This window comes from Streptomyces sp. CG4, assembly GCF_041080655.1.
GTDB lineage: Bacteria > Actinomycetota > Actinomycetes > Streptomycetales > Streptomycetaceae > Streptomyces.
Window position 1 is genome coordinate 5,347,001 of record NZ_CP163525.1, and the last position, 26,905, is coordinate 5,373,905.

25 protein-coding genes are annotated in these 26,905 nt (G+C 69.7%); 9 read left to right on the forward strand and 16 right to left on the reverse strand.

What is annotated here, in order from left to right; genetic code table 11:
- Nucleotides 1–22: 22 nt before the first annotated feature.
- On the reverse strand, nt 23–943 hold the full coding sequence (locus tag AB5L52_RS24380) for a MurR/RpiR family transcriptional regulator (protein ID WP_351029164.1): 921 nt from the start codon (nt 941–943) through the stop codon (nt 23–25).
- Nucleotides 944–999: 56 nt separating this feature from the next.
- On the opposite strand from AB5L52_RS24380, the gene AB5L52_RS24385 reads away from it, so the two are divergent.
- Together AB5L52_RS24385 and AB5L52_RS24390 are read left to right on the forward strand one after the other, a co-directional pair.
- Entirely contained in the window at nt 1,000–1,383 is a 384-nt protein-coding gene (locus AB5L52_RS24385; RefSeq protein WP_369366166.1) for a hypothetical protein, read from the forward strand.
- Nucleotides 1,380–1,661 (forward strand): DUF4031 domain-containing protein, encoded by a 282-nt coding sequence (locus AB5L52_RS24390; RefSeq protein WP_351029160.1) that lies wholly within the window; start codon nt 1,380–1,382, stop codon nt 1,659–1,661. Before AB5L52_RS24385 ends, AB5L52_RS24390 begins: the two co-directional genes overlap by 4 nt.
- Before the next feature lie 73 nt (nt 1,662–1,734).
- Here AB5L52_RS24390 and AB5L52_RS24395 read toward each other — a convergent pair whose 3' ends face one another.
- Together AB5L52_RS24395 and AB5L52_RS24400 are read right to left on the reverse strand one after the other, a co-directional pair.
- Entirely contained in the window at nt 1,735–2,835 is a 1,101-nt protein-coding gene (locus AB5L52_RS24395; protein ID WP_351029159.1) for a GNAT family N-acetyltransferase, read from the reverse strand.
- Nucleotides 2,836–2,863: 28 nt separating this feature from the next.
- Nucleotides 2,864–3,550, reverse strand: a complete 687-nt coding sequence (locus tag AB5L52_RS24400) for a hypothetical protein (protein WP_369366169.1) — start codon at nt 3,548–3,550, stop codon at nt 2,864–2,866.
- Between the two features lie 161 nt (nt 3,551–3,711).
- On the opposite strand from AB5L52_RS24400, the gene AB5L52_RS24405 reads away from it, so the two are divergent.
- Nucleotides 3,712–4,404: a copper homeostasis protein CutC gene (locus AB5L52_RS24405; RefSeq protein ID WP_351029157.1), complete on the forward strand. Its 693-nt coding sequence runs from the start codon at nt 3,712–3,714 to the stop codon at nt 4,402–4,404.
- 18 nt (nt 4,405–4,422) lie between these two features.
- Here AB5L52_RS24405 and AB5L52_RS24410 read toward each other — a convergent pair whose 3' ends face one another.
- Nucleotides 4,423–6,405 (reverse strand): UvrD-helicase domain-containing protein, encoded by a 1,983-nt coding sequence (locus tag AB5L52_RS24410; RefSeq protein ID WP_369368961.1) that lies wholly within the window; start codon nt 6,403–6,405, stop codon nt 4,423–4,425.
- Nucleotides 6,406–6,823: 418 nt separating this feature from the next.
- Between AB5L52_RS24410 and AB5L52_RS24415 the strand changes: the two genes are divergently transcribed.
- Nucleotides 6,824–7,006, forward strand: a complete 183-nt coding sequence (locus tag AB5L52_RS24415; RefSeq protein ID WP_351029156.1) for a hypothetical protein — start codon at nt 6,824–6,826, stop codon at nt 7,004–7,006.
- A 162-nt stretch (nt 7,007–7,168) separates the two neighbouring features.
- Nucleotides 7,169–7,498, forward strand: a complete 330-nt coding sequence (locus AB5L52_RS24420) for an SH3 domain-containing protein (protein ID WP_351029155.1) — start codon at nt 7,169–7,171, stop codon at nt 7,496–7,498.
- A 57-nt stretch (nt 7,499–7,555) separates the two neighbouring features.
- Here AB5L52_RS24420 and AB5L52_RS24425 read toward each other — a convergent pair whose 3' ends face one another.
- A complete protein-coding gene (locus AB5L52_RS24425) occupies nt 7,556–9,196 on the reverse strand; it encodes a DNA repair helicase XPB (RefSeq protein WP_369366172.1) in 1,641 nt (546 codons plus the stop codon).
- Between AB5L52_RS24425 and AB5L52_RS24430 the strand changes: the two genes are divergently transcribed.
- Nucleotides 9,168–10,865 carry a recombinase family protein gene (locus AB5L52_RS24430; protein WP_369366174.1) on the forward strand — a complete coding sequence of 566 codons (1,698 nt, stop codon included), beginning with the start codon at nt 9,168–9,170 and terminating at the stop codon, nt 10,863–10,865. The genes AB5L52_RS24425 and AB5L52_RS24430 overlap by 29 nt on opposite strands.
- A gap of 72 nt (nt 10,866–10,937) precedes the next feature.
- Here the strand turns inward: AB5L52_RS24430 and AB5L52_RS24435 are convergent, their stop codons facing one another.
- From AB5L52_RS24435 to AB5L52_RS24465, 7 genes are all read right to left on the reverse strand, one after another.
- Nucleotides 10,938–11,447, reverse strand: a complete 510-nt coding sequence (locus tag AB5L52_RS24435) for a hypothetical protein (RefSeq protein WP_369366176.1) — start codon at nt 11,445–11,447, stop codon at nt 10,938–10,940.
- A complete protein-coding gene (locus tag AB5L52_RS24440; RefSeq protein WP_369366178.1) occupies nt 11,448–12,926 on the reverse strand; it encodes a replication initiator in 1,479 nt (492 codons plus the stop codon).
- A gap of 186 nt (nt 12,927–13,112) precedes the next feature.
- The gene (locus AB5L52_RS24445) at nt 13,113–13,826 is read right to left on the reverse strand and encodes a DUF2637 domain-containing protein (RefSeq protein ID WP_369366179.1); all 714 of its coding nucleotides are present in this window, start codon (nt 13,824–13,826) and stop codon (nt 13,113–13,115) included.
- A 48-nt stretch (nt 13,827–13,874) separates the two neighbouring features.
- Nucleotides 13,875–14,054 carry a hypothetical protein gene (locus AB5L52_RS24450; protein WP_369366180.1) on the reverse strand — a complete coding sequence of 60 codons (180 nt, stop codon included), beginning with the start codon at nt 14,052–14,054 and terminating at the stop codon, nt 13,875–13,877.
- Between the two features lie 16 nt (nt 14,055–14,070).
- Nucleotides 14,071–15,483, reverse strand: coding sequence for a cell division protein FtsK (locus AB5L52_RS24455; RefSeq protein ID WP_369366181.1), 1,413 nt, complete (start codon nt 15,481–15,483; stop codon nt 14,071–14,073).
- Nucleotides 15,480–15,692: a hypothetical protein gene (locus AB5L52_RS24460; RefSeq protein ID WP_369366183.1), complete on the reverse strand. Its 213-nt coding sequence runs from the start codon at nt 15,690–15,692 to the stop codon at nt 15,480–15,482. Before AB5L52_RS24460 ends, AB5L52_RS24455 begins: the two co-directional genes overlap by 4 nt.
- Entirely contained in the window at nt 15,689–16,048 is a 360-nt protein-coding gene (locus AB5L52_RS24465; RefSeq protein ID WP_369366185.1) for a hypothetical protein, read from the reverse strand. The genes AB5L52_RS24460 and AB5L52_RS24465 overlap by 4 nt, the downstream gene beginning before the upstream one ends.
- 168 nt (nt 16,049–16,216) lie before the next feature.
- On the opposite strand from AB5L52_RS24465, the gene AB5L52_RS24470 reads away from it, so the two are divergent.
- The gene (locus AB5L52_RS24470; protein WP_369366187.1) at nt 16,217–16,645 is read left to right on the forward strand and encodes a GntR family transcriptional regulator; all 429 of its coding nucleotides are present in this window, start codon (nt 16,217–16,219) and stop codon (nt 16,643–16,645) included.
- Between the two features lie 2,018 nt (nt 16,646–18,663).
- Here AB5L52_RS24470 and AB5L52_RS24475 read toward each other — a convergent pair.
- Nucleotides 18,664–19,041 carry a DUF6415 family natural product biosynthesis protein gene (locus AB5L52_RS24475; protein WP_369366188.1) on the reverse strand — a complete coding sequence of 126 codons (378 nt, stop codon included), beginning with the start codon at nt 19,039–19,041 and terminating at the stop codon, nt 18,664–18,666.
- A gap of 113 nt (nt 19,042–19,154) precedes the next feature.
- Nucleotides 19,155–20,360 carry a helix-turn-helix domain-containing protein gene (locus AB5L52_RS24480; protein WP_369366190.1) on the reverse strand — a complete coding sequence of 402 codons (1,206 nt, stop codon included), beginning with the start codon at nt 20,358–20,360 and terminating at the stop codon, nt 19,155–19,157.
- Nucleotides 20,361–20,476: 116 nt separating this feature from the next.
- On the opposite strand from AB5L52_RS24480, the gene AB5L52_RS24485 reads away from it, so the two are divergent.
- Nucleotides 20,477–20,953 carry an NUDIX domain-containing protein gene (locus AB5L52_RS24485; RefSeq protein WP_369366193.1) on the forward strand — a complete coding sequence of 159 codons (477 nt, stop codon included), beginning with the start codon at nt 20,477–20,479 and terminating at the stop codon, nt 20,951–20,953.
- A 101-nt stretch (nt 20,954–21,054) separates the two neighbouring features.
- A complete protein-coding gene (locus tag AB5L52_RS24490) occupies nt 21,055–21,465 on the forward strand; it encodes a hypothetical protein (protein ID WP_369366195.1) in 411 nt (136 codons plus the stop codon).
- Between the two features lie 1,185 nt (nt 21,466–22,650).
- Here AB5L52_RS24490 and AB5L52_RS24495 read toward each other — a convergent pair.
- Both AB5L52_RS24495 and AB5L52_RS24500 read right to left on the reverse strand, forming a co-directional pair.
- Nucleotides 22,651–23,310 (reverse strand): hypothetical protein, encoded by a 660-nt coding sequence (locus AB5L52_RS24495; RefSeq protein WP_369366196.1) that lies wholly within the window; start codon nt 23,308–23,310, stop codon nt 22,651–22,653.
- 447 nt (nt 23,311–23,757) lie between these two features.
- A complete protein-coding gene (locus AB5L52_RS24500; protein WP_369366198.1) occupies nt 23,758–26,484 on the reverse strand; it encodes a helicase-associated domain-containing protein in 2,727 nt (908 codons plus the stop codon).
- Nucleotides 26,485–26,905 lie beyond the last annotated feature (421 nt).

Consider the following 26,905-nt stretch of genomic DNA (forward strand, 5'->3'; position numbering starts at 1 on the left):
GTTCGGGTTCGCGTGCTGATACTCACCTGGGGTTGGTGCGATGCCGATGAGCCAGCGCCTCGTACGACGCGGCCAGCGCGGGCGCCGCCGTCTCGTACGTCCGCTGGGCCACGCCCACGAACAAACAGTCCACCACGAGCAGTTGACTCGTCCGCGAGGACATCGCGGCGGGCCGCAGCTCGCTCTCCCGTGAGGTGGACGTGGTCAGTACGTGGTCGGCGTACTGGGTGACCGGCGAGTTCGGCCGGCCGGTGATGGCCACGGTCGTGGCCCCGTGCTCGAAGGCGACCCGCAGTGGCTCGATGACGTCCCCCGTCGAGCCGGAGTGGGTGATCGCGATCGCCACGTCGCCCGAGCGGAGCTGCACCGCGTTGGTCACCGCGAGGTGCGGATCGCCGTGGGCGTGGGCTATGAGCCCTATCCGCAGCAGCTTCTGCGTGAGGTCCTGGGCGACGAGCCCGGACGCGCCGACGCCGTACACATCGGTGCGCCGGGCGCCGGCCAGCGCGCCCACCGCGGCGCCGAGCTGGACGGTGTCGAGTCCGGCCGCCGTGTCGGCGAGGGTCTGCTGCTCCTCGTAGGCGAGCTTGGTGACGACATCGGCGAGGGGGTCGTCCACCGCGATGTCGGTCGTGATCGCGGGCGCGCGTCCCGACTGCTGCTGCGCGGCGAGCCCGGCGAGGGCCAGGCGCAGATCGCGGTAGCCGGGGTAGCCGAGGAGGCGGGCGGTGCGGACGACGGTGGCCTCGCTGGTGCCGGTGAGCTCGGCGAGGCCGGTGACCGTGAGGGCGGCGCAGCCGGCCGGGTCGTTCGCCACGGCCTCGGCGACGCGCTGCATGGACCGGGTCATGGAAGGGGCGAGGGTGCGCACCTTGGCGGCCAGGGAGCCGCCCGGACTGCCGAACCCGCCCGGCCCGAAAATTTCCTTCACATCCTGGGTCACATATGAAAGATATTTTCGGTTCGGCGTTGTGGTCAAGAGTGCGCACAATGGGTTCCATGGATCCCGTCAGTCCCCTTGAGCAGGCCCTGCATGCCGCCAGAGCCCTGGTGCTCGCCGATCTGGTGGCCGGCGAGGTCGCGGAGGCGGACGTGGTCTCGCTGGTCGAGGACTCCCTCGCGGAGCGGCGCTGGTGGGTCGAGCAGTGGCCGGACGGCCTCGCCTACGTCGTCGGGCTGGTCGCCCAGGACGTCCAGGACGCGCTGCTGGACCGCTACGGCCGCTGGCCGCTGTGCCCGGTCTGCGGCACCGGCGATCCGCATGCGCTGGACGTGGAGCCCGAGCTGGGCCCCGACCCGCACTGGGTGTGCCACAAGGCGGGCGTGAAGGTCGCCGCGGTGGGCTCGCTGGGCTCGGCCACCGGCGGAATGACCTCGTCGTGACGGTGTACGTCGACCCGCCCGTCTGGCCCGGCCACGGCCGCATGTGGTCCCACCTGGTGAGCGATGTGTCCTACGACGAACTGCACGCGTTCGCCGAGAAGTTGGACGTGCCGAGGCGCGCCTTCGACCGCGACCACTACGACCTTCCGGCGCACCGGTACGCGGACGCGGTGGCGGCCGGGGCGGTGCAGGTGGGCTCCAAGGAGCTGGTCCGCCGGCTCACCCGGGCGGGATTGCGACGCCCGAAGGGGCGGCCGGCCCAGCCGGGCCGGGGCTGAGTCGGGTGCTGAGCCGGGTGCCGAGCGGGGGCGTGCACCAGGTTCTGCCTCAGCTTCTGCCTGAGCTTCCGCCTCAGCGGCGGATGTAGAGCTGGAGCCCGGTGTCCAGGCCGCGCTCCTCGTGGGCGATCCGCTCCTCCTCCACGGTCGCCCGGGCGAACCCGGCCCGGGACACGACGCGTTGGGAGGGGACGTTGGTGTGCTCGATCGTCGCGAACACCATGGAGACGTCGTCCCTGGCCAGGGTCCGCTCCGTCAGGGCGCGCAGCGCCTCGGTGGCGTAGCCCCGGCCCCGGGCGCCCTCGACCAGGTCGTAGCCGACCTCCACCCAGCCGTGCTCGTCCGGGGCGCTGTGGAAGCCGATGCCGCCGATCGCCCGGCCGTCCTCGTGCCGGACGAGCACGAAGACCCCGAACTCCGGCCGGTGCACGCCGGATTCGTACGCCTTCACCAGGAATGAGGAGGCTTCCCGGGTGCCCTCGTACGGCCCGCCGTCGAGCCAGTCGAAGCCGCCGTCGCCGCCCAGGCGCAGCGCGTGGGCGGCGGCCGGGCGGACGCCGACCAGGGCGAAGCGCTCGGCCGGGACGACGAGGTTGTTGTGCCAGCGCCACTCGGTGACCGGGGCGCGGCCGGGCAGCTCGCCGCGGCCGGTGGCCCACAGCAGGGTCGGCCAGGGGGCGGGGCCGGGCTGGACGTCCGGGAAGAGGCAGGCCAGCACGGACTCGGCGAGCTCGGCCGGCGCCTCGTAGGGGATGCCCAGACCCTCCGCCATGTCATGGGTGTGGAGCAGCACCTCGGCGATGCCCATCGCGGCGAAGCCCACCCGGTCGGCGCTGCGGAAGGGGTAGGGGTGGAAGGCGCGGACGCCGGGCGGGGTGGTGCGGACGGTGGCGGCGAGCAGGGCGCCGGTCGTCTCGATGACGTGCAGCAGGCCCGCGTTGTCGGTGCCCTCGTCGAGGGTCAGCTCGAAGGGGACGTAGGCGTCCTGCGCGCGTCCGGCCAGGTTGGCGGCGTAGGCGATCAGGTCGTCGGCCACATGGACCGCGGTGGCGTGGCAGTCCCACTCCAGCCGCCCGGCCGGGACGGCCTTCCAGTCCCGGTCCACCGCCGTGCGCAGCACCGCTGTGCAGTTCGCCACGGCCTCGATGACGTCGTCCCCGTTTGTCGGTCGCATGGGGCGAACCCTAGGCGGGCCGCCTCCCTCAGGTCGACAGCATTTCCAGCTCGGCGGAAAGGTTGTAACGGGCGGTGGCCTCCCAGTGCTCCTGCCCGTATGGCGTGCGGAACAGCCTTGGCAGACCGAGGAGTTGGCGCAGAATCCCCGAACGCCCCTCCCGGAAGGCGTCGTTCGGCACGAAGTGGTACTCCTCGCGCACCTCGGCGGTGTAGGCGGCGTACGCCGACGGGGGCGCGGCCAGGATCGCCAGGTCGGCGTCGCACAGCACCTGGCCGTCGCGGTCGTCGTCGGCCGGGTCGTGCGTGACGGTGAGCCGGACCAGCCGGGCCACCTCGGCGGTCTTGTCCCGCGGGACCCCGGCCTCGGGCAGCGCGCGCTCGGCCAGCCGCGCGGACCGCTCCTCGTTCTCGGACCGCTCCGGATGGTAGACGGCGTCGTGGAACCAGGCGGCCAGGCGTACGACGTCCGGGTCGTCCGCGTACTTTTCGAGTACGTCGATGCGGTCGAGGACCGCGGTGAGGTGGGCCACCGTGTGATACCGGCGCTGCGGCTCCTGCCAGCGGGTGAGCAGGTTGTCGGCGTACGGCGCGGGGTCGGGACCGCCGCCGGGGGTGCCGTGACCTTCGCCGGGGGCGCCGGGACCGTCGCCGGCGGTGCGGGTCGCTTCCAGCGCGCGGGCGAAACGGAGGCGGAGGGCGTCGAGGTCGGCCATGGCGCCCATTCTTTCGTGAAGGCGACGGCACTGCAGCTCCCCCGGGGCGCGGGGCCGCACCCCAACGGCGGTACTCCGGCCCCGCCCCCGGAGGGCCTCGCGTAGTCTAGGAATTGGACTAGACCTGTACGGGACCTGTACTCGCCGAGGAATGGGGTGCCATGAGCAAGCGTGCAGTCCTGGAGGTGATCGCGCTCGACGTCGAGGACGCGGTCGCCGCCCAGGCCGGAGGCGCGGACCGCCTGGAGCTGGTCACCGACATGGCGGCCGACGGGCTGACCCCGTCGGTGGCCGTCTTCGCCGGGATCCGTGCCGCCGTCGACATCGACCTGCGCGTGATGCTCCGCCTCGCGGACGGGTTCGCGGCCGGTGACGTGGAGCGGCTCGTGGGCGTGGCCGGCGAGCTGCGGGCGGCCGGCTCCGACCAGTTCGTGCTCGGCTTCCTCGACGCGGACGGCGGGGCGGACCTGGCAGCGCTGGAACGGCTGGTCGGCGTGCTCGACGGCTGCGCCTGGACCTTCCACCGCGCGATCGACCGCGCCGCCGACCGCGACGCCCTCCGCAAACAGCTCGCCGACCTGCCGGGCCTGGACACCTACCTCACCGCGGGCGCCTCCGGCGGGGTGGACGAGGGGCTGCCCACCCTGGTCGCGGAGGCGGGGCGACGCGGGGAACCGGGGTACGACCAGACGCTCCTGGTCGGCGGCGGGCTCCGCCTGGAGCACGTACGACCGCTGCGCAACGCCGGCATCGACGCGTTCCACATCGGCGGCGCCGCGCGCTCCGCGGGCTGGGCGGGGCCGGTTTCGCAGGAGGCTGTCGCCGAGTGGCGGAGGGCGCTGGACGGGGAGTAGCGCCGTCGGGGCGGGGGGTCATGTGCCGGGCGCGTCGCCCCGCAGCTGTGCAGGCAAGGGTGCCGTATGCGTCACGATCAGCCCCGACACCGCTCGCGTCAACGCCACGTACAGCCGCCGCAACCCGGTGCGCTCGTCCGGCTCCCCGGCCACCACCGCCTGTGGCTCGTCCAGGACCACGTAGTCGTACTCCAGACCCTTGGCGAGGGACGCCGGGACCAGGGTGAGGCGGGTCTCGCGGGTGGTCTCCTCGCCGGGGGCGAGGTAGGTGATCCCGGCCGCCGTCAGGGCCTCGGCCAGCGCGGGGACGCGGGCGTCGGCGGCGATCAGGCCCGTCGAGCCCTCGTTGCCCAGCAACTCCTCGCACGCGGCGACGACTTCGGCCGTCTCCGCCGTCGTACGCACCTCGAAGAAACCGGGGTTCTCACGGACGGAGGCCACCGGCGTGAGGCCGGGCGCGATGTGCGGGAGGAGCCGGGAGGCGTACGTGATGACGTCCGTGGGCACGCGGAAACCGGCCGTCAGCTCCTCGATCACGCCCTCCTGCTTGCCGAGATGGCCGAGCGCCTCGCCCCAGCTGCGGGTCGCCCAGGGCGTCGTACCCTGTGCCAGGTCCCCGAGGACGGTCGCGCTGCCGGTGGTGCAACGGCGCCCGACGGCCCGGTACTGCATGGGGGAGAGGTCCTGCGCCTCGTCGAGGACGACATGGCCCAGCGAGTGCGTGCGCCGGATCAGATCCGCCGCCTCGTCGATCAGCACCGCGTCCGCCGCCGCCCACTTGGCCGCCTTCACGCTGCGCACCGGCCTGGCCCACAGGATCGTGGCCTGCTCGTCCTCGTCCAGGACCCCGGCGGCGTGCTCGGCGAGGAAGCCGGCGTCCGTCAGCAGCCGCAGGACCAGCTTCGCCGGATCCACCACCGGCCAGATCTCCTTCACGGCCGCCTTCACCGCGCTGTTGCGTGCGACAGCGTCCTGCACCCGGTCGTCCGGAGCCTCCCCGGCCCGCTCCATCTGCACCAGCACCGCGTGCGCGATCCGCTGCGGCAGGGCCTCGCGGGCGGCGCCGTAACGGATCTCCCGCTGGAGCAACTCCCGGATGATCTCCTCCAGTTCGTACGACGGCACCCGCCAGCGCCGCGAGCCCCGCACCACCACGACCGCCTCCGTCGGCAGGGTCACATGGGAGTACAGAGCCCGGCGCAGCACCTCGGCCATCCGGGCGTCGCCCTTGATCACCGCCGCGGCCGCGTCGTCCGTGCCGCGCACTTCCACCTGGGCGACCAGGTCGTCCACGGTGGCCTGCTGCACGGCCAACTCGCCCAGCGCCGGGAGGACTTGCTCGATGTAGTGCAGGAAGGAGCGGTTCGGTCCGATGACGAGCGTGCCGGTGCGGGCGAGCCGCTCCCGGTGGGCGTAGAGGAGGTAGGCGACCCGGTGCAGACCGACGGCGGTCTTCCCGGTCCCCGGACCGCCCTGCACGCACACGGTCCCGCCCAGCCCGCTGCGGACGATCTCGTCCTGCTCGGGCTGGATGGTGGCGACGATGTCCCGCATGGGGCCGACGCGGGGCCGCTCGATCTCCTGCTGGAGCAGCTTGCTGGTCTTCGCGGTCTCCTCCGGGTCGGACAGGTGCTCGTCCTCGTAGGCCGTGAGGTCGCCGCCGGTGTAGCCGAAGCGGCGGCGCAGCCCGATGTCCATCGGGTCCTTCTTGGACGCGCGGTAGAACGGCTGCGAGACCGGCGCGCGCCAGTCGATGACCATGGGGTCGCCGTCGGCATCGTGCACATGCCGGCGCCCGATGTAGAACTGCTCGCCGTCCGCGCCCTCGGCCTGATCCGCGCCCGGCGCGTGCAGGTAGTTCAGGCGGCCGAAGAACAGCGGGGTGTCGCTGAGGTCGGCCAGCGCCTTGATCCGCTCGTCGATCTGGCGGGACAGCACCTCGGCGTTGACCCAGTTCGCGGTGACGTCCCGGATGTCCAGCGACTCCACGTCCTCCCGCATGGCGCGCAGCGCGGCGCGGGAGGAGGCGAGGTGGGAACGCTCTCGGGAGAGGGGGTCGGCGGGGCCTTCGACGGGGGCGGCGGGGCCTTCGAGGGGTTCGTGGGCGGGCGCGGACAAGGGGGCCTCCGGATCTGCTCTCGCATGACGCATGACGCATGACTGGGCATGGGTGCACGACTGGGCATGGCTGGGGCCGTCCGGTTTCCGTGCGGGCGGCGGCGCTCCGTGAGGGGAGGCGGGCAAGAGCGGGGATTTTAGGCGAGTGGGCGGGGACGAGGCCAATGGTTTTTGTGCCCCTTAGGGGGCGCCGGGCCCCCTAAGTAGGGGCCGTGGTCCACCCGGGGGCCTACGCGCAGCCGTCAGGAATTGGCTCTGGAGACCGATGCCGGTCTCAGGTCCGGCGATCCACCATGGAGACATGAGCGCAGCAACCATCTCCCCAGGTCCTGTCCGACCGCCGACCGGCGCCACAGCCGTGGACGGCCCGCACCACCACTGGCTCGGCAACGCCCTGCGCGCCGTCAAGGTGTTCGCGGAGGCCGCGTTCGGCGTGGTCATCCTCGGCGAGTACGGCGAGGAAGCGGGCATACGCCGTAAGTGACGGCGACGCCTGGACCTCGAACCCTCCAACCCTCGAACGTCCTTGGCGGCAGCAGCCGTTTGCAGATCCTTACCCACTCCTGGTGCTCGGGCTCTCGGAGCCGTATGCCAACATGATCAGCCGTTGTCCGATCCATTCGACCGAGCAAACGGGGAAATTGGCATGACCTTCTCAAAGCTTACGTTCCGCAAGGCGGTGAGCGGTCTCACCGCCGCCACCGCGCTCGCCCTCGGCGCCACCGTTCTGGCCGCTCCCAGCGCCTCGGCCGTGGGCTCCTCCGCGTGCACCGAGAACATCAAGGACCAGACCTTGCAGGTCGTCCAGTGGGACCACGCCGACATGTACACCAGCCCCAGCTTCAAGTCCAAGGTGGAGAAGTCCGTGTTCGCGGGCAACAGCGTGCGCGTGTACTGCACGGCGGATCACGGTTCCTGGTACTACGGCAAGTCCGGCAAGACCACGGGCTGGATGGAGGAGCACGCCTTCTTCTAGGCCGAACCCCTCCAGCCACACACCTTCGCCCCAGGGCCTGCCCCAGGCCCTGGCGGCCTAGCCCCCCGCCAGGATCTCGTCCGCGTCCATGATCCGGTACGCGTACCCCTGCTCCGCCAGGAAGCGCTGGCGGTGGGCGGCGAAGTCCTGGTCGATGGTGTCGCGGGCGACGACCGAGTAGAAGTGCGCCTGATGGCCGTCGGCCTTCGGGCGCAGCACCCGGCCGAGCCGCTGGGCCTCCTCCTGCCGGGAACCGAAGGTGCCGGACACCTGGACGGCGACCGTCGCCTCCGGCAGGTCGATGGAGAAGTTCGCGACCTTGGAGACGACCAGCACGCTGATCTCGCCCTCGCGGAAGGCGTCGAAGAGCTTCTCGCGCTGGGCGTTGGAGGTCTCGCCCTTGATCACGGGGGCGTTCAAGTGCTCGCCCAGTTCGTCGAGTTGGTCGATGTACTGACCGATGACAAGGATCTGCTGCCCGGCGAACCGGCGCACGATCGCCTCCGTCACCTTCCGCTTCGTGTCCGTCGTCGCACAGAAGCGGTACTTCTCCTCCGTCTCGGCGGTGGCGTACGCCAGCCGCTCGGAGTCGGTGAGATTCACCCGGACCTCGACACAGTCGGCCGGCGCGATGTACCCCTGCGCCTCGATCTCCTTCCACGGCGCGTCGAACCGCTTCGGCCCGATCAGCGAGAACACGTCGGACTCCCGGCCGTCCTCGCGGACGAGGGTCGCCGTCAGACCGAGCCGCCGCCGCGCCTGCAGATCGGCGGTGAACTTGAAGACAGGAGCCGGCAGCAGATGCACCTCGTCGTAGACGATCAGCCCCCAGTCCCGGGAGTCGAACAGCTCCAGGTGCGGATAGACGCCCTTCCGCTTGGTCGTCAGCACCTGGTAGGTGGCGATGGTGACCGGCCGGATCTCCTTGCGCGTCCCGCTGTACTCGCCGATCTCGTCCTCGGTCAGCGAGGTCCGCTTCACCAGCTCGTGCTTCCACTGCCGGGCCGAGACGGTGTTGGTGACGAGGATGAGGGTGGTCGACTTGGCCTGCGCCATGGACCCGGCGCCGACCAGCGTCTTCCCGGCGCCACAGGGCAGCACCACGACACCGCTGCCGCCGTGCCAGAAGTTCTCCACGGCCTGCTTCTGGTACGGCCGGAGCGCCCAGCCGTCCTCCAGCAGCTCGATCGGATGCGCCTCACCGTCGACGTACCCGGCGAGGTCCTCGGCCGGCCAGCCCAGCTTCAGCAGCACCTGCTTGATCTGCCCGCGCTCGGAAGGGTGCACGACGACCGTGTCCGGATCGATCCGGGCCCCCACCAGCGGGGCGATCCGCCTGGACTTCAGCACCTCCTCCAGCACCGGCCGGTCGGTGGTGGTGAGGACCAGCCCGTGCGCCGGGTCCTTGGACAGGGACAGGCGGCCGTAGCGGTCCATGGTCTCGGCGATGTCGACCAGCAGCGCGTGCGGCACCGGATACCGGCTGTACTGCACCAGCGCGTCCACCACCTGCTCGGCGTCGTGCCCGGCGGCGCGCGCGTTCCACAGCCCGAGCGGGGTGACCCGGTAGGTGTGGATGTGCTCCGGCGCCCGCTCCAGCTCGGCGAACGGCGCGATGGCCCGACGACAGTCATCGGCCCGCTCGTGGTCGACTTCCAGGAGCAGGGTCTTGTCGGACTGGACGATTAGGCAGGACACGCATACCTCCGCAGATAGGATCGTCAGCGTGACAGACACTGCACCTGCCACTGCTCGGGCCATGCCCCGTGCCCGGCGCCGGAAGGGCGTACCGGCCAGCGCGCCGGGGATGCGCGCCGCTATCTATGTTCGCCTATCGCGTGAAACGGACGAGACGACTTCTCCAGAGCGCCAGCGCGCAGCGTGCGAGGCGCTGTGTGAGGCACGTGGCTGGGACGTCATAGTCGTCGAGGAAGACATCGATGTCTCCGGCTTCTCGCGGGGCCTCGACCGGCCGGGTCTGCAACGCATCCTGACCCGGCTCGCCGAGCTGGACGTGATCGTGTTCTTCAAGATCGACCGGCTTGCACGCTCGACGGTCGACTTCGCGGAGATCATGCGACTCGCCGAGCACCAGAGCGTTGCGCTCGCATCGGCCACGGAACCTCTTGACCTCACGTCGTCCATGGGCCGGGCCATGGCAAAGGTCATCGCGGTCTTCGCCGAGCTGGAGTCCGACACCATCGGCATGCGGGTGTCCAGTGCCCACGAGCACCTGCGCCGCGAGGGCCGCTACACCGGCGGCCGCGTCCCGTACGGCTACATGGTCGTCCCCAACCCCAACGGGGCGGGCAAGGTCCTTGCGGTCAACGAGGACGAGGCCAAGACGATCAGGAAGATCGTGGAAAGGGTCCTGGCCAAGGACTCCCTCATGCAGATCATCAACGATCTCAACAAGGAGGGCGTCCCGTCGCCCGGCCACACCTCACGCCAGACCACGGGCAAGCGCAGCGACTCCAAGCAGTGGTACACGACGACGCTACGCAGCCTGCTGGGCAATCCCCAGTTGCTCGGCCAGGTCATCGAGGATGGAAAGCCGATCCTGCGGACGGACGGTCTGCCCCTGGTCAACCGCCCGCCGATCCTCGAAACGGACACCTGGCAGGTGCTCCAGGACGAGTTGGAGCGCCGGGCCAATCCTGGTGAGAAGCGCCGGGAGGGGACGTCGCTGTTGCGCGGCATCATGCACTGCGGAGTCTGTGGTGAGCGCATGTACACCTTCAGCGGGCGCAACGGTCAGCTTCGGTACCGGTGCATCGGCCCCCTGAAGTACCGCCAGCGGGCGGCCAAGGGGGAGGAGAAGCCGGGCGAGAAGTGCTACGGGCCGACCGTGGCGGGGGTGACCACCGAGGAGCATGTCACCGAGCAGTTCCTTGCGAAGTACGGGCACCTTTCCGTGATGCGGACGGTCCAGGAGGCGGGCGAGGACTTCCGCCCGCAGATCAGGCAGGCTGAGGAAGCGTTGGCCGACTTGCAAAAAGATCGCTACGACCGGGGCCTGTTTAAGGGCGACGACGGAGCGATCCGGTACGCGGAGCAGTACGCCAAGCTGGAGGAGCGTCTGGCCTCCCTGAAGGAGAGGCAGCGAACGGCGAAGCCGGGCGGCGTAAAGGCGGAGCCGACCGGCGAGACGCATGCCGAGCAGTGGAAGCGCTCGGACGTGGCCGGTAAGCGAGACCTGTTGTTGAACGCGGGCGGCTACGTGGAGGTGGCACCCGCGCGGCGGGGCGGGAAGAAGCTGGACACCTCACGCCTGTCGGTGTACTTCGGCGAGGAGGGGCACATGCGACGGGCGGCAGCGGCGAAGAAGAGCGGACAGGAGATCGAGACGACCGACAGCCGGGGCTGACGCCGACGCCACCAGACAGACGAGAGGGCGCCCCCACCGGACGAGGTGGGGGCGCCCTTGCGTCTGTTCAGCTCAGGCAGTGCCCTGGTCGGGGTCGTGCCAGGGGCCGATGACCTTGATAGAGGGGCGGCAATAGGACAGTGCGGCGCCATCGCGGGTTGTGAACTCAACCGTCTCTGCGGCGAGTTCGCAGAGGGCATCCCCGCCTATCCCGGATAGTGCGGCCCTTAGCGCTGGGACGGATTCCGCCAGGTCCCATGAGGCGGAACTGAGGCGGAAGCCGCCGAGGGCGTATGCGTCGGCGAGACGGAACGAGAGGCGAATACTGGGCTTCGGCTCATAGCGAGGTGCGGCTGTCAGCAGGCCGGCCCTGATGGATTCGGGGCCGGAGATGACGACTCGCATGGTGGTTGATCGGGGCAGCAGTTCGAAGTAGTCGGCTTCGTTGCTGGCCCGGGTCGGCAACTGCCTGCCGAAGAGCTTCCCGATGGCTGCGGCGACTTCCTCAGTCCCAGTGGAGACGCGCCAAGAGCCCTGGCCGCACTGGAAGCGGCCGACGAACGTCGTGGTGCGGTTGGTCATTTAGAACTCCCCCTCTTGCCTGAGGCGTTGGGTGTGGGCGATGTCGTGGCGGACTTGCGCGGCGAGAAGTTCTTCGCCGGGGCGGTAGCCGCTGCTGAGGTAGGTCCAGGAGGAGGCGGTGACGAGGGTGGTGTTCTCGTCGGTGGTGGGGAGGCCGGCGCGGGCGCGGGCGGCGTCGGCCTGGGCGAGGCGCCAGGCGCGGCGTACGTCGCGGAGGGCGCCGAGGGTGGTGGAGTAGGCGCGGGATTTCGTGGAGAAGTGGCCGCGGAAGCCGAGCATGTGGGCCCACTTCCAGAGCTTGAGTTCGGCGAACTCCGGCAGATGGCCGAGGGCCCAGGCGGTACGGATCATCTGCCGTACGTGCTGCTGGACTGGCAGGGCCTTGATGGGTTCGGCCTGTCCGGTGCCGTCGCAGTCGGCGCACCGGTCGTGGAAGTGGTCAGGGCCGCGTACGTAGCCGCGTCCGGCGCAAGGGCGGCACATCAGGGTGCGGTCGACGGTGCCCGCGCCTTCGGCGTTCTTGGTGGCGTACTTGGCGATGTATCCGGCGACCTTGGCGTCTGTGTACTCGGCAACCCTGGCGTCGGTGAGTTCACCGTCGCCCAGGGCCGAGATGGGATCGACCTTGTACCGGCCGCCCCAGGCGATGACACGTTCGCCGATCGAGTCGGACTCAATGGTGAGCCGGGCTCGCTCGCGCGCCAGGCCCACCGCGGTTTTCAGGGCATCGAAGGTGGCCCAGGGCGGGGGCGTGCTGGTGTGGCCGTCGGGGCCGTCGAAGCGGATCACGGCGTGGAAGTGGATCAGGCCACGTTTCTGGTACTCGGCGACCTTGGCGAAGGAGACGCGGAGGGCGGCGTTCAGTGCCTTCTGCGTCATGCCGAGGTATTCGGCCAGGGCTCGGCGCATATAGGTGGTGAAGCGTGCCCAGAGCTGCCCGGCGTGCGCGTTCCAGAGCACGGCGCCGGAGTAGTCGTAGGTGGATGGGTTCAGTGGGGTGCCGAGTGGGGCGTCTTCGGCGTGGGTGTCGCCGCAGGCGCAGGGCCGGGGCTTGCCTGCGTCGGTGGCGGGGCGGTTGTGGACGGGGCCGAAGGAGGGGGCGGTGAGGGTGACGAAGGCGCGGGGGTGGTCGCGGACGGTTTCGGCGACGTTCTTCCCGCCGGAGAGTCCGGCCTTGATGAGGTGGTAGGTGTCGGCGGCGTAGACGCGGGAGCAGGCGGGGCAGCGGGAGGCGCGGCGGTTGCCGCAGACAGTGAGGAGGCGCCCGGAAGGCTCGTCCTCGGAGCGGTAGGAGCGGACGACTTCCTTGGTGGCCGGGTCGGTGGTGGTGCTCCAACCGTGGAGATTGACGGGGTGGGTGCAGCCGCGCAGGTTGCGGACCTGTTCGGTGACGCGGTCGAAGTCGTGGGTGTTGGCCAGTTCGATCAGGTCCCGCAGGCCGGGGCTGACGACGTGGCGCAGGTCGAGGGGGCGGCGCATGAGTGGCGGGGTCTCCTATCTGGCACGAGGATGAGAGCGACGGGTGCGTTGCGCGTGCGCTCGCGGTGAAAGCTGCGGGCAGCAGACGGGACGGAACGAGTCGGCTGCTGCCCGCAGGCATGACGGGGTGGGCCCAGGGGCGGGCGAGGGTGGGAGGTGCCGGGAAGGCCGGCGGAGGGTGCGGCCCTACAGGGCGGCGTGGAGAGCGGTAGCCATGGGAAGGCCGATACCGAGTCGCCTCTTGAGCTGGGCCGGTGTGATGTTGTCGCCGTGCTCCGCGTGATGGGACGCGGCGATGGAGCGTGCTTCGGCGAGCAGCGGCTCAGGCACTGTCACCACAGGCGCAGGCGCAGGCACGGCTGGGGCCGGGATGGTGAGCGGCGCAGCCGGGGCCGGTTCCGGCATAGCGGGCGGGGCGGGTTCCGGTTCGACGGAGGCCGGGGCGGGCTCATGGGCCGGTGCCATCTCGGCAGTGACCGCCGGGGCGGCTGCTTCGGTGGTGACCGTGTGGAAGGAGCGCAGCAGCTGCGGGCCGACCGCTCCCCAGCCCAGGAGCAGCAGCGGGGCTACGGCGTCGATGGCAGCGCGGCCGTAATGCCGGGCGACGACGGGTTCGGCGACGTTGAGGGCCAGGGTCAGCAGACCGGAGACGTGCATGAGGCGGGTGGCCGCCTTCATGTGCTCGGCCGGGACGCCGCGAAGGGACAGGTAGCGCAGGGCGACCAGGAGCCCGACCACGGACAGGTCCACCATCGGGGCGATGAGTGGTGCGATGGGGGCGGGGACGCCCAGGCGCAGGGCCAGGGCCCAGACGTTGCCGAAGGAGAAGACGAACGCCAGGAGAGCGATGATGCCCATGACCACGGTCACGGTGCGCTGGGTGATCCGGTCCTCAGACATTGGGAGTTCACCTCCTTTCGCAGGTGACGGGGCGTTGACCGCCGGTGGTCAGTGCTTCCGGCCCACGAGCTTGGCCGCGCTGGGTCCGAGGTACGTTTCGAGCAGCCGACGTTCCTTGCCGTTGGCGACGCGGTAGGCGGCGACGCCGATTGCCGAGGCGTCTGCCCAACGCTGTTCGCGGACGGCTTGCCGCATGGCGCGGACGGCTTTTCGGATGCGGGGACGCATCTGTCCTCCCGATGGATCAGGCCGCGAGCGGCGTGGAGCCGTCGTCGTCCGGGTCGATCTTGGTGAGGTCGACGGAGGGGAGCAGGTCGGCCGGGTCGGCGGTCAGGTGGTTGGTGGCATGGGCGATGTCGGACGCCCACTCGTCCGGCACGTACGGGGTGCGGATGCGGGTGAAGCCGGGCTGGGACTGGTGGTTCATCGAGGCCACGCCGATGTAGGCCGGGTCCTGAAGGTTGATCGGGTTGGCATCCGGCCACTCCCGGATGTCCTCACCGAGCGCCGCAACGGCGGCTTCGGCGGTCTTCTGAGCGAAGCTCAGGCCCACGGGGCACACGTCGCGGATGAAGGTCGGGATCGCGTCCCCGGTGGTCTTCTGCGTGGCGAGGATGACGAGGATTCCGACAGAGCGGCCCTTCTTGACCAGGTCTTCCACCAGCCGGGCGTTCTCGGCGGCCAGCGCGGCGAGCTTCTTCGTCTTGGGGTCGCTGCCCTTGTGGTCGCGGAAGTAGGTGTGCGCCTCATCAATGATCAGCACGACGAGCGGCCACTTCTCGGACGGGCCCACATCCCACACGGACTTCACCCCGAGCACATCGCGCACGAGGGTCGAGCGCACACGCCGCAGGTCCACCAGCCGCCGGAACAGCTTGTTGGCTTCCTCCAGGTCATCACCGACGAAGGCGAACATGCGCTGTACCCAGTCGGCATAGTCCCCCTCGTACGCAGCGGACACCTTGCCGTCCGCGCAGGCGAACTGAACCCACGGCGCCGGCGCCCAGTCCGACAGAAGCCGGTTGATCAACGAGGTCTTGCCCTTGCCGGGAAGGCCGCCCACGGTGACACCAGGCACCTGCCGCAGGTCGACGGACACCGGCTGTGCGTACTCATCCACGCCCAGATCCCACCGGGCCGCCTCCTCCGGCTCCTCACCCGTGGGGCGGTGCTCGGTGGGGAACTTCAGCGGATCGAGCCGCACACCACGGATGACGACCGACCCCGGCTCATCCTGGGTGACCGCGACCCGCGTGCACCTCCAGGCGTCCGCCAGATGCGGGGCAGCCTTCTGGTACTGCTCCAGGCCGACGCCCGGCAGGCAGCCCGCCCGCGCGATCACCCCGTACGCGTCATGCGTGACCTTCAGAGCGGGGACCAGGACCCGGGGCTTGATGGGCTTGTTGCCCGTGTTCGACATCGACGCGAGCGCAGTCGGCGTCTTGTCCGTGGCCGACAGCTTCAGCATCGGCGCGAGCCGCTTCCAGGTCCGCCGCACCCGCATGGCCTGCCGGATGGACTGCCGGGTCATGGCATCGGCACGCACATAGCGGACCACCCACCACACCGACCAGCACACCAGCACGACCAGAGCCACGCCGACCACCACACGGCAGAAGCCCAAGGCCCCTTCCACGGCGCCGTTGAGATCCTTCACGATTCGTTCTCCTGAGAGTTGTAGAGGAAGGCCACAAGGGCCGACTTGAGAGCCGCCCGGTCAGCCGGGGCGGAAAGGCGGGGAAAGCCGTAGCCGACGAGCACGGCCGCCACCGAGTTCACGAGAGGCTCGGTGAGCAGGGCCTCCGGCCCGGCGTGAGCCAGCGGGTAGCTGCGCTCGACGCCGGACCGGAAAGCGGTGCCGCTCACGCGGCCTCGGCGGTCGAGGCGGGTGCGCCGACCAGGTCCAGACGCTCCGCGCGGTAGGCGATGCCGTCCGACAGCGAGCCGTTGAAGATCCGCGCCCACGGAGTGGCGAACAGCTCCACCGGCATCACCTGCACACCCGGCTTCAGGCCGTTGGGGAGGCCCGTCTCCGGAACGGTGATCTTCATGGCCTCGGCGCGGTCCTCCTCCATGAGGAAGAGGGTGATCGTGTAGAGCTTCGCGCCGGTCTCGCGGTCGGTCGCGAACTGGGTCTTCTCGGCGTCCGCGTACTTCGGCACCGCCTGGTTGCCAGTCATGAACGACGTGGACGGGAGCAGGCCAACACGGATTCGAGCCATGGGTGTCACTTCCTTTTCGATCTTGGGCCGGTAGCTCCGGCCGCACCACTACATAACCACAACACCCGCTACACACGCAACACCCGCACACCGAGTGAAGCGCTACACACGAGACACAAGGGTGATGCGGGTGTATCGCGTGTGGGGTAATCGCCGTATCCTGCGGGCATGACACTGCCGCTCGAAGACGACTCCCGGCCGCCCTACATCCAGGCCGCCGAAGTCCTGCGCAGAGAGATCAGCACCGGGCATCTCAAGCCCGGAGACAGGCTCCCCTCGGCCCGCGCCCTCCAGGACCGGTACGGCATCGCGAGCAGCACCGTGCAGAACGCGCTGCGGCTGCTGAAGAGTGAGGGGCTGGTCTACAGCGTTCAGGGCCGGGGCAGCTTCGTCCGCAACAGCGCCGCCAATGTGCCGGCCGAGGCAGCCCCCGGCGAGCAGGGCCAGGAGGAGCAGACCGAAATGGCCGGCGATGCTCCCGGCCCCAGCGCGGAATCACTCGCCCGGGACATGCAGGCCATGAAGGCCGACATCAAGCGGCTTGAGAACACGGTGTCTCAGCTTCTGACGATCCTGGAAGCTCAGCAGCGGAAATAGCCGCAGCCAGCCGTCGCACCTTCGCGTCCAACCGGGCAACCGCCGCGCAGATGTCGGTGAACTCCGCGTCCAACGCGGCTATTTCATGCTCGGTCATTTCCCGTTTCCCCGCCTTACGTCCGTGCCAGTTCCACGTGCTCCATCGCGATGCCCAGGGATCGCCCGAAGGCTTGCCCAGGGGTCAGCTGCCGCCGGATCAGGACTTGCCCGAGCCGCCCGGCGCGACGTCAACGCGACTGCCGAATCAGGTCTACCGGCCAGACCGGACACGTACGAGGCGCATGGTCCCGTGCTCCCGCCAGGCGGGAAACAACCTTTCTTTCCGTCCCGCGTGACGGGCTCGAAGACCAGCATCCGTACTTCTCGCGGACAAAGCGAACCGCGCAGTCCGGACCCGCCGAAGGTCAACCAGGTGAGTTGCGCCCGGTTCAATCCCGCTCGGTCCTGCCTGCACCCGGCTCGATCCCGCTCAATCCGCTTGAGTCCGCAGCCGACCCAGCCTCGTGCAGCGCACATCACATGCCTCCCTTCGTCCGCCGAGGACACCCATGGTCCGGAGAAACGCCGGTTTCGGTAACCGGGGATCCCGTGGTATAAGCCCCACCGTCGCGCGCCAATCACACATTTCCCTTCGTCCGGCGGGGAGCAGCAATAGTCCGGAGAAGCGGCCATTTGGCCAAATGCCGATCGTCGGCTATGTTCACCCGCCCTGTTCCGAGGGGCACCCGCAGAAATGCCGGATTTCGCATCCGCCTGTCTCCTTCTCCATGACTTGGACCACGGCCCAGATTCCGGGGGTCTCACCTGCTACAGGTGACGCGACCCCTATCCGTGTGACACCCCCTTCTGTGAACTGGGTCACTCGACCCTGAGCCCCACTCGCATACGGAAGGGGACCGCCGAATCGGTCCGCGTGACCACACTTTGGTCACAGCTTCATAACGACAGCTAGCGGGTGCCGCTTCGTCCATCGCGAGAACTATGCGACCCCCAGCCTGTGGATAGATTTCGCCGACCGCCGGAACGAATAGGCAGCAATGCGGCTATACATGGCCTATTGCGGCAGTGAAGCTGCGGAACGGGTGGGAGACGAGGGCGACGCATGACCGCATGACCGGCCACGGGCCCAGCACAGCGGAGCTGTTCAAAGTTTCTTTACTGGATCAAGGCGGCCCGCCTACGGCGGCCCGCGCGCGCTGGCGGCCCGTGGCCGCCACCGCTCCATGTCTCCGCCACCGCTCCGGCGGCCCCCCGCCGCTCAGCGCGCAGAATCGCCGGGGCGGACAGCCAGAGCAGGAAGCAACCCGACCGCTCCGAGCACCAGGACCAGGCCGGCGTACGCCAAGCACGACCACGCCACCCAACTGGCCACCGCTCCAGGTCACATGGCCTCCAGTACCGGCACAACCAAGCGCACGACGCCGACAAGATCCATGGCGCGGCGCCGGGTCTCGTCGCGGCATGCGGACCGGTCGCGCCATCGCTGAGTAGCCGGTGGGGGCGGAGCGGAGGCGTCTGCGGGTTAGAGATCAAAAGCATGGCAGCGTGGCTGAGGACGGTGGGGGATTGCTGCAACACACGTGACGGGTGCTCGTTCGGCGCACCCACCATCGTGGCTGACTTTCTGTAGCTCAGGTCAGACACCCCTCTCCAACTCGATCACGTGAAGCCGGGGTTTGGGCAGCGCTCGAATCCGAGCACGCCAACGGCCCCGGTACCATCGGCACCGGGGTCCTGAACAGGGACTCTCCACCGGACCACCCCGGTAGCTGCCAGGCGAGGGGTGGTCCGGTCATCACTCTGAGGTTGTCTCAGCTCTCATGCCGACTCCCGCCGGCCATCAGGCGCGCATCTACCAGGGCCTGTGTTCGTGGACCAGCCGCCTCGGCACACGGTGGCGATCCAGCAGCTCGTACAGCGAGCTGAGACAGATGCCGTACCGCTTGCGGATCGCCACCACCGGTTCCCCGCCTCGGTAAGCCGCGACGATCTCCGATTCGCGCCCGACCCAGGCCGTCTTACGCCTGCCCATCACGCACCGCCGTCCTGGAGCCATCCGAAGACCGCACGCCCTTCCCGGAGTCCAGCAGTCCGGAGTTCTCCAGAAGGAACCGCAGGGTGTAGCCCAGGCTCTTCACGTGCCATGTGGCCGACTGCAACCCAGGGCCCAGCCCTCGACCCACCTCATGCGGGATGGTGTCCAGCCTGCGGCGCTTCTGGTACCACTCCACCGAGCCACGCCACAGACCATCAACATGCTTTGCTGCCAACGGTGTCAGCGCCCCGATGTGCCGCACCAAGTCCTGGTGCAACGCGCACAGATCCTCGTACGGGGGCAACGCCGAACGCTCCGCCAGGGCTCTGGTGATCGTCGCCTTGATCTCGTCCGTGTCCACCGGTCGGCCTTCCTCCCTGGGCTCGTGCAGCGTGAACGGGGAGACCGTAGGGGCAAAACAAGGGGCGGACCCGGAAGGAAATTCCGGGTCCGCCCTGCAATGTTTGGGGTGTGCTACTTGAGAGCGCCGAGACCCAAGGCGAGTTCGCGAACGTCACTTCGTCGGCTTCGCTCATGCAGCCGCCGTGCCAGGTCACGGGCGAACTCATGCGCTCGCATCTGCTCGGGGGCGGCCCTGAAGGCTCGCTTCAGGTGGTCTGCCGCGTCATCGGTGCGACCAGCTTCTCCGTATGCCCGAGCGACGTCAAGACGCGCCCGCGCCCGTCGCTCTACCGGCAGGTTCCGGCCGGGCCGTATCCCTGGAGCTATGTCCACAGCCAGCTGTACGTCTTCGAACTCAAGGGCCAGCGCCAGGCGGTGAATCTCGACGTTCGTCGGACCAAACGAGGTCCACATCTCGTTGGCGTCGGCCCTGAGCCGATCGGCCGCCTGCTGCGCCTTCCCGATCATGTCGTCGGCAGCAGCCCGATCGCGCAGTCGTGCCGCCGCGACCGCACCGTTCAGGAAGAGCGTTCCGTACAACGACAGCGCGGTTGGTGAACTCTCCCACCAGCCATTCGGAAGGCCGTCTGCAGCGTCGCGCGTGACGCTTACTGCCTCCGACGCCATCCCAGCCCCGAGCTGGACGTGAGCGACGCACCGACGCAGCGCCAGTGTGACGGCCGGATCCCCGGTGTCGCTCGCGGCAACGTCACCTTGATCGGCAGCTGTCCAGGCCAGGTTCGTCTCACCCAGCTTGCGGAGGAATGCCGCTGTGACATGGCAGGTCAGGGCAAAGAGCTTGAGCGCCTGGATCCGCTCCTGCGGCGTGGATTGCTCGTGCGTGGCCAGACGCGCGTCTGCCAGCAGCGCCGGAAGACGCTTGGCGAGCCTGGCGTATTCGGAGGACTGATACAGGTCCCAGGCGTCATCGACTTCCACGCTGAGGCGTTCGAGGCGCAGCGGCTCCCGCGCGTCGTACAGTGCGCCGGCCAGCCGTCGAGACTGCATGAGCGCGGCTCGGATGGCGGGAACGCTGCCCTCGTGGTTGTTGTGATCGTCCAGGAGAGCCGGAGCGCCTTGGAGATCTTCGACGTGCACCCGTAGGGCATCCGCCAGGTCGGCCAGCATCTTGACGTTGTTCACTGGTATGCGGCCGGACTCGACCCGGTACACCCAGTCCTCAGAGCGGTTCAGCAGCTCACCGAGCTGCCACTGATGGAGGCCCCGCCGCTCCCGGTAGAACCGCACGCGCTTGCCGAACGGGAGATGGTTAGCCATGCCACGCACTATCTGACCCCCTCACTCTGTGAGACCGAGTGTCACACGAGTCGCGGCATCCCGGCAGTGGAACGGTCGACTCAAGCGCATGGGGTCATGGTCAGTAGGCTCGTGGCATGGACCAGAACGAGCACGAGCAGCGGATGGCGCGACCGCGCATGGCAGCAGGCGCCCTGTTCTTCGATGAACACGGCCGCGTCATGTTGGTCCGTCCCTCGTACAAGCCGATGTGGGAGATCCCTGGCGGATACGTCGAGACGGGCGAATCCCCGTTGGTTGCGTGCCGACGCGAAATCGAAGAGGAGCTGGGCATCACACCGGCCATCGGTCCCCTGCTCGTGATCGATTGGGCGCCTGCCCCCGCCGAGGGCGACAAGGTCCTGTACGTCTTCGATGGCGGCGAACTCACCACGGACGCCGCAGCGTCGATCAAGCTCGCCTCTGACGAGCTGCTGGCCGCCGAGTTCCATCCCACCGAAGACCTTGACCAGCTCCTGATCCCTCGCCTTGCCCGCCGTGTGAAGCGCGCAATTGCTGCGCGCAGCGACGGCCAGACTGTGTACCTCGAACACGGTGAGCTTCCGGCCGCGTAGTCCTTCCCGCGTCTTGACGGCAACGGCGGCTCACAGAGCCGTTGATCCCTGCCTCCAGCCCTCAACCGCTCATCTCCCGCGACGGCCCGCCGACTGATTCGGTGATCCGTTTCGTCGGTCAGCCGCGGCGGCGCGGTGATCGGGAACGAGAATGGCCCCCGACCAGGTTTTCCCTGCTTAAGGGCGACAAGACTCCGGCCGAGTTGTTCATTGGATGGGATCTGCGCCACCGGTGGAGCGGGAACGGCACAGCCCAGAAGTCAGACATCCTCGGCACAAGCCTTCGGGACATGTACCTATCTGTACATGAAGGAGTGCTGGGGCTGCTCGATGGCCTCGACACGGTTGCAGCCGAGATAGCAGACCCCAAACGCCGGGTGTGGTTCATCCGGGCAGCCCCCTGGCGATACCCGTACGACCTTGGCGTGGAGTGGTACCGCGCGCACCTCGCCGAGCGCGTTGAAAAGGCCAAAAAGGAGGGGTGGCAGGACGCGACTCCTGAATGGATCTAGCGAAACAGTAGGTAGACGATGAACAGTCCCCGAGCAAGCCACTGCTCGGGGGCTTACGCGTACGCGCGGGGAAACCTCCATGACCTGGCCGCGTCGCTCCCAGCGTCATGACCTGGGTGTTACGGAGCAAGGCATCGGTTCGCCTTCTAGGCGTCGTGGATGGTGCTGGTGTGCCCGTCGGCCCCCGTCGGTCAGCACCACCTCACCGTCGTCAGTCTTGCCCACAGCCGCGCTCGACGAACCGGTCCGACGTATGAGCCCATGGTCAGCGCGCCTGCGGGCAGGAACGCCCCCATGGCCTGGTCGAGTTCGGCGATGGCGACCAGGCCATACGAGATTGAGTTTCGAAGGCGCGTTGGTGCACCGGACCTCCCCCGCACGGGGGAGACCAACCCCCCGGTCGAGGGAAGCGCGACCGGTTCCCGAGGCGGGAGGGTGGAGCCATGACAGCGATCGACATCCACGAACTGGAGTTAGCGGGCGCCAGTTCCGCGACTGAGAGTATTCGAAGGGAGAGTTCAGTGAAGGCAAGGCGATGGGTTGTATGCGCGGCGGTAACAGCCGCGCTGATGGGCGGAACCGTTGCGCTGGCCGGGCCGGCGGGAGCGGTCGAACACAACAGCCCCGTGGCCAGCAGTGCAGTGGGCGCAAAATCGACGGCCCGTACGACTAGCTCCATCGCAGCACAAGCTCAACCGCGGTCGGGCCCATGGAGTCTCTACGCATCGTACCGCGACAAGGCATGGTGCGAGTTAAGCGGAGGGGTAGGGCAGTCCCAGGGCAAATGGGACGCGTGGTACTGCGAAGACGAATGGTGGGGCGAGTGGTTTCTCTACGTGGCTTACTGATTTACCACGCCTCTCGCTTGGGCCTTTGACGGCACATCGAAGCTCCGTTGGGCGCAGGCGACTTGGCAAGGTCACCTCCACAACGGAGCTTCGTTGCGTCCGGTCGCGCATCCATCCACCATCGTCACACCGCCGTGACCTGCACACTCACGAGACCACCGCGACTTTGCAATCGCCCTGGGACCAAGGGGTGTGGGCCCATGACGCATCGGGCGCCTGCGAGCAGGCCCAGTGGCGGACGTGAACCCGCCTAGGCGGATCTTCACCTCCCGTAGCGACGCCGGGTGGCCTCGGGCGAGCCACCCGGCGTCGCTACGTCCTATAGGCAGGTTTGTTGTCACCCGCCACGCTCCGCTTCGCTCCCGAGGACGTTGTCGGTGTGGCTGGTTTCAGCATCCATGGCATCCTCAGGATTACGCTCGGCCTCATGCGAGCCGAAGGAAAGCAGATCCCCCCGGCCATTGGCAGAGGGGTCCGAAACATGGGCGAGTAGATGACGTACGAGCTCGCGGTCCAGTTTTCTGCGGTTCCTGGTCAGGTCGGCGAGGTGCCCTCGGACCTCGCTGTTCTCCTCCACAGTCAGCGACCGGTCTGCCCTGATGGCAGCGCGGAAGATGCGATCGACCGAATGTGCCGGTCTGGTGAACCAGTCGATAGCCCCGGAGTAGATGTAGTACTCGTGCATCGTCATGCTCATCAAGGCCACGCGAAACGCGCCCTCGCGCTCGGCAGAGATTTTGTCGTATCGACTCAGACCCCACCGGCCGCCGTCCCCCAAGTCGTCAGCCACCTGTTCAAGGTGCCGTAGCCACAGAGCACTGGCGAGGCGGGCATCGGCGGCGAGTTTCAGTAGCTGGGCCGTACGCTCCTGCGCGCTCGTCTCATCGTCTCTTTGCTGCTGCCGACGCTGTAAAAGGGCCGGTCCCAGGTAGGAGCCAAGGGCACCAATGACAGCCCCACCGAAGGCGCTCACCGCGCCAATCACTGCCGCATCCATGGCGTCACACTTGCACGGCCTGGCACAGACGGACAGCCGATCGGTGGTCCTCGCGCAACCAGATCCGGACACGACCCTGACGGCAACGACGGCACACACAGACCGTTGATCGCGATCATCAGCGATCAGCCGGGAGGAAGGCGGAGCCCCTGCCTATCAGCCTGCCCGATTCTACGGATCAGGTGGTGATGGCTTGGTCAGTGATCACCGTTCCCCATCCAAGGCAGACCTCCCGTTCGCTCCGTGACGACGTCGGTGGCCTTCCTTGACGGGTCTGCGTAACCATACTGACCAGGTGAACCACCCCACAGCTCGGACCTATCCGTTAGTGTGTGCATCGCGCCTGATCGTATGGACGATCAGTGGACCATTCACGCGCGGTACACCCTTTCCCTACGGCCAAACGTCCAGTGTGCCCTATTGGCCGATGATCAGGGTCGGTCCCGGTCAGTCCTCCGCCAGCTCCGCCACCCCCGTGATGCGGTGCAGGGGATAGGTGCGGACCTCGTCCGCCGTGTGGTCGTAGGCCGTGACGAAGCCGCCCTCCACCCGGACCGGGGCGATGACGCGCTGGCTGGCGGTGCCCTCGGCGTTGACGTAGCCGATCCAGAGGGACTCGCCGGTCAGGACGGCGGCCTGCATGGTGGCCAGGGTCTCGGCGGAGGACGTGCGGGGCAGGCCGCCCCCGGCCGGCGATGCGCCGCCGGGCGCGCTGCCGGACTCGCCGACGGGCCGGCGCGGGGTGGTGGCGGCCAGGTCGCCCGCGCGGATCGCGCGGATCGCCGCCGCGAGCAGTGTGGCGTCGGGCGCCGGCGGCCCGTCCGGGACCGGTTCGGGGGCACTGCGCGGCGGGGTGCGGTGGGCGTGCGCGCGGGCGATCAGGACGTCGCCCTCGGCGGACTCGGCGGCCGGTGCACAGCCCATCGCGCGCAGGCCCTCCAGCAGCGTGGCCGGGTCGGTCTGGGCCGCCAGCACGGTCGGGGCGAGGCGGCGCAGCCGCAGGGCGGCGGCGCGCTTGTCGGCCAGGATCTCGTTCAGCAGGGTGTCGTCGTCGCAGCGGACGTACGCCGAGGCCGCGCCGACCCGGAGGTGACCGTGCTTGCGGGCCACGTCGTCGATCAGATAGGCGAGCGGCTGCGGGACCGGGGTGCGGGAGTGCTCGGTGAGGAAGGCGTGCAGGTCGGCGGCGGTCCGGCCGGCGTCCAGGGCGCGCCGTACCGAGGCCGGGGTGAAGCGGTACACCGTCGCACCGCCCTTGGACTCGACGTCCGCGAGCACGCCCAGGAGATCGGCGAGCGGCCGCCGCAGCGGTCCGGGCGCCACCGCCGTCAGATCGGCCTGGATCAGTACGTGGTCCAGCGGTTCGGGCAGCAGCGGCGCCAGCAGCCGCCCGGCGGCGGCCGTCGCCACGGCCTGCTCGGCGGCGGAGAGCGGAGCGGGGACGGCGGCCGGCCGATGGTGATGGTGCACGGGCAACTTGTCACCCGGCCCGAGGGGCGCGGCGGACGGGCCCGCGCTCAGGCCGGCCGAGGAATGCGAGGAACCGGGGGAGGGGGAACGGGATGAGCGAGCGGACGACAGAGCGATGGCACGGGTGTCGGGGGAGCCCGGGGTGGTCGAGGCGGCCAAGGTGGCAGAGGCGGCGCGCGATCCGGCGGGTGAGTCCGTACCCGTCGTCGGGGTGCCCAGCAGGGCCCGGCCGTGTTGCGACAGGGCGGCGCGGCCCGTGACGCCCAGCAGCTCGGCCTCGGACAGGGTCCAGCGGGCGAGCCGGGAGCGCAGGTCCTCCTCGCCGTCCCGTCGGGCATCGCGCTGGGGCCCGCGCAGCGGCCGTTCCCAGCGCAGCCGGGCCAGCAGCGACTCGGTGTCCGGGGCAGCGCCCGCCGGCAGTCCGGCCAGCAGGGTCAGCACCCGGTGCCGTACCTCGGGCGCGGCGGACCGGTCGAGTCCCGGACCCAGCGTGGACAACGTACGGTCCTTCGCGTCCCGCCCGCCGACCACTCCCGGTGTCCGGGTGGCCGCGAGCCAGGCCTCGGCGAGGTGGGCCCAGCGTTCGGCGGCGGGCCGCTCCAGCCACTCGTCGTAGGCGGGCGTGGCCGCGTACCGCTCGTCGGCCTCGCCGTCGGAGGCGATCAGGCCGGCCGCGTACGCCAGCTCCACCCAGAACGCGGCGACCGGCTCGGACACGTCCAGGGCGACGGCGGTCCGCTTCAGATCGCGCACGCTCAGACCGCCGGCCCGCAGCACCGCCGGGCCGCCCTCGTCCCAGTCCTTCAGCAGCTCCTCGACGGTGGCGAGCGCGGTGTACGCCTGCCCGGCCGCCGTCGCGTCCACCACCTGCGGGCTGTGCGTCGCGGCCGGTTCGACGGCGGGCGGCAGCGGCTCGGGCACGCGGTGGGCGCGGCCCTCGCGCAGATGCAGCGCCACCTCGCGCGGCAGGACGACCGTGCCGGGCGTGGCCGGCAGCAGCAGACCGCGGTCCAGCAGCCAGCGCAGATGCGTGGCCGGATCCGCGGTGACCTGTCCGTACGGCGGCCCCCACATCAGCCGGGACAGCACCTCGCGGGCCGGCTCCGGGGCGCCGTCGAGCAGCTCGGCCATCGCCTTCCGGTCGGCGAACAGCCCGGTGAGCGCGGTCACGGCGGACACCGAGTCGTGTGTCGAGGGCAGCCCGGCCGTCGCGACGATCTCCTGGATGCGGCCCGGCGACATGCCCGCAGCGGCCTCCTGCACGCCGGGTCCGAGCCCGGTCGGGGAGGGGTGCTGCGGGGACGGCGCGAGGAGTTCGCGGGCCGTGCGCACCAGCCGCAGCCGCTCGTCGTCGCCCCACACCAGCGCCTGTTCGCGCAGGGTCGCGAGGGCCCGCGGCAGCGCGGCGACGACCGTCTGGTCCGCGGCGTCGCCCGCCATCAGCCCGAGCAGCGTGTCGTACGACGCCGGGTCCGGCGCCACGGCCAGCGCCTCCGCCGTCTGCAGCGCGAACCGGTCCAGCCGCTCCAGCGCGCGCAGCACCGAGGCGCGGGTGCCGGCGCGGGTGGCCAGCTGGGTGAGGTCGGTCGGTACGGGCGTGATGAGGTCGGGGCGGCTGCGCAGCAGCGCGGCCAGGGAAACGTCGTCCCGCGCGCGAAGTGCTTCCGCGAGGGAACGGGGGGCTGGGCGGGCCGCTTGGCTCATCTGACCCACGGTAGCGGGTGAGCACGTTCCAGCCGAGTGGGCCGCGTTGGGGGTCTCCCCACGCGCGAGCGAAAGCGAAGCCGAGTGTGGGGGAGGTCGGGCAGGGGCGGCGGGTGCCGGGGGCTGGGTGCCGGGGCCGGGTGTCAGGGCGGGGTCCGTGGGGGAGACGGGGGCAGAGGCGCGGGTGCCGGGGCCGGGGTGGGGGGGCGGCGGTGCCGAGGTTGGGGGTGGAGGGTGGCGGTGACGGGGTCGGGGTGGGATGCGGCGGAGACGGGGTCGGGGCGGAGTGCGGCGGAGACGGGGTCGGGGCGGAGTGCGGCGGAGACGGAGACGAGGTCGGGGCCCGGGGTGGAGGGCGACGGTGATGGGGGTCGGGGGCGGAAGGCGACGGTGACGGGGCCGGGGGCGGAGGGTGGCGGTG

Excerpts from the sequence above, each read along its gene's own strand:
- AB5L52_RS24385 (WP_369366166.1), top strand. The coding sequence starts at position 1,000 with ATGGATCCCGTCAGTCCCCTTGAGCAGGCCCTGCATGCCGCCAGAGCC.
- AB5L52_RS24395 (WP_351029159.1), bottom strand. The coding sequence starts at position 2,835 with ATGCGACCGACAAACGGGGACGACGTCATCGAGGCCGTGGCGAACTGC.
- AB5L52_RS24400 (WP_369366169.1), bottom strand. The coding sequence starts at position 3,550 with ATGGCCGACCTCGACGCCCTCCGCCTCCGTTTCGCCCGCGCGCTGGAA.
- AB5L52_RS24405 (WP_351029157.1), top strand. The coding sequence starts at position 3,712 with ATGAGCAAGCGTGCAGTCCTGGAGGTGATCGCGCTCGACGTCGAGGAC.
- AB5L52_RS24410 (WP_369368961.1), bottom strand. The coding sequence starts at position 6,405 with ATGCGGGAGGACGTGGAGTCGCTGGACATCCGGGACGTCACCGCGAAC.
- AB5L52_RS24415 (WP_351029156.1), top strand. The coding sequence starts at position 6,824 with ATGAGCGCAGCAACCATCTCCCCAGGTCCTGTCCGACCGCCGACCGGC.
- AB5L52_RS24420 (WP_351029155.1), top strand. The coding sequence starts at position 7,169 with ATGACCTTCTCAAAGCTTACGTTCCGCAAGGCGGTGAGCGGTCTCACC.
- AB5L52_RS24435 (WP_369366176.1), bottom strand. The coding sequence starts at position 11,447 with ATGACCAACCGCACCACGACGTTCGTCGGCCGCTTCCAGTGCGGCCAG.
- AB5L52_RS24440 (WP_369366178.1), bottom strand. The coding sequence starts at position 12,926 with ATGCGCCGCCCCCTCGACCTGCGCCACGTCGTCAGCCCCGGCCTGCGG.
- AB5L52_RS24445 (WP_369366179.1), bottom strand. The coding sequence starts at position 13,826 with ATGTCTGAGGACCGGATCACCCAGCGCACCGTGACCGTGGTCATGGGC.
- AB5L52_RS24450 (WP_369366180.1), bottom strand. The coding sequence starts at position 14,054 with ATGCGTCCCCGCATCCGAAAAGCCGTCCGCGCCATGCGGCAAGCCGTC.
- AB5L52_RS24465 (WP_369366185.1), bottom strand. The coding sequence starts at position 16,048 with ATGGCTCGAATCCGTGTTGGCCTGCTCCCGTCCACGTCGTTCATGACT.
- AB5L52_RS24470 (WP_369366187.1), top strand. The coding sequence starts at position 16,217 with ATGACACTGCCGCTCGAAGACGACTCCCGGCCGCCCTACATCCAGGCC.
- AB5L52_RS24480 (WP_369366190.1), bottom strand. The coding sequence starts at position 20,360 with ATGGCTAACCATCTCCCGTTCGGCAAGCGCGTGCGGTTCTACCGGGAG.
- AB5L52_RS24485 (WP_369366193.1), top strand. The coding sequence starts at position 20,477 with ATGGACCAGAACGAGCACGAGCAGCGGATGGCGCGACCGCGCATGGCA.
- AB5L52_RS24495 (WP_369366196.1), bottom strand. The coding sequence starts at position 23,310 with ATGGATGCGGCAGTGATTGGCGCGGTGAGCGCCTTCGGTGGGGCTGTC.
- AB5L52_RS24500 (WP_369366198.1), bottom strand. The coding sequence starts at position 26,484 with ATGAGCCAAGCGGCCCGCCCAGCCCCCCGTTCCCTCGCGGAAGCACTT.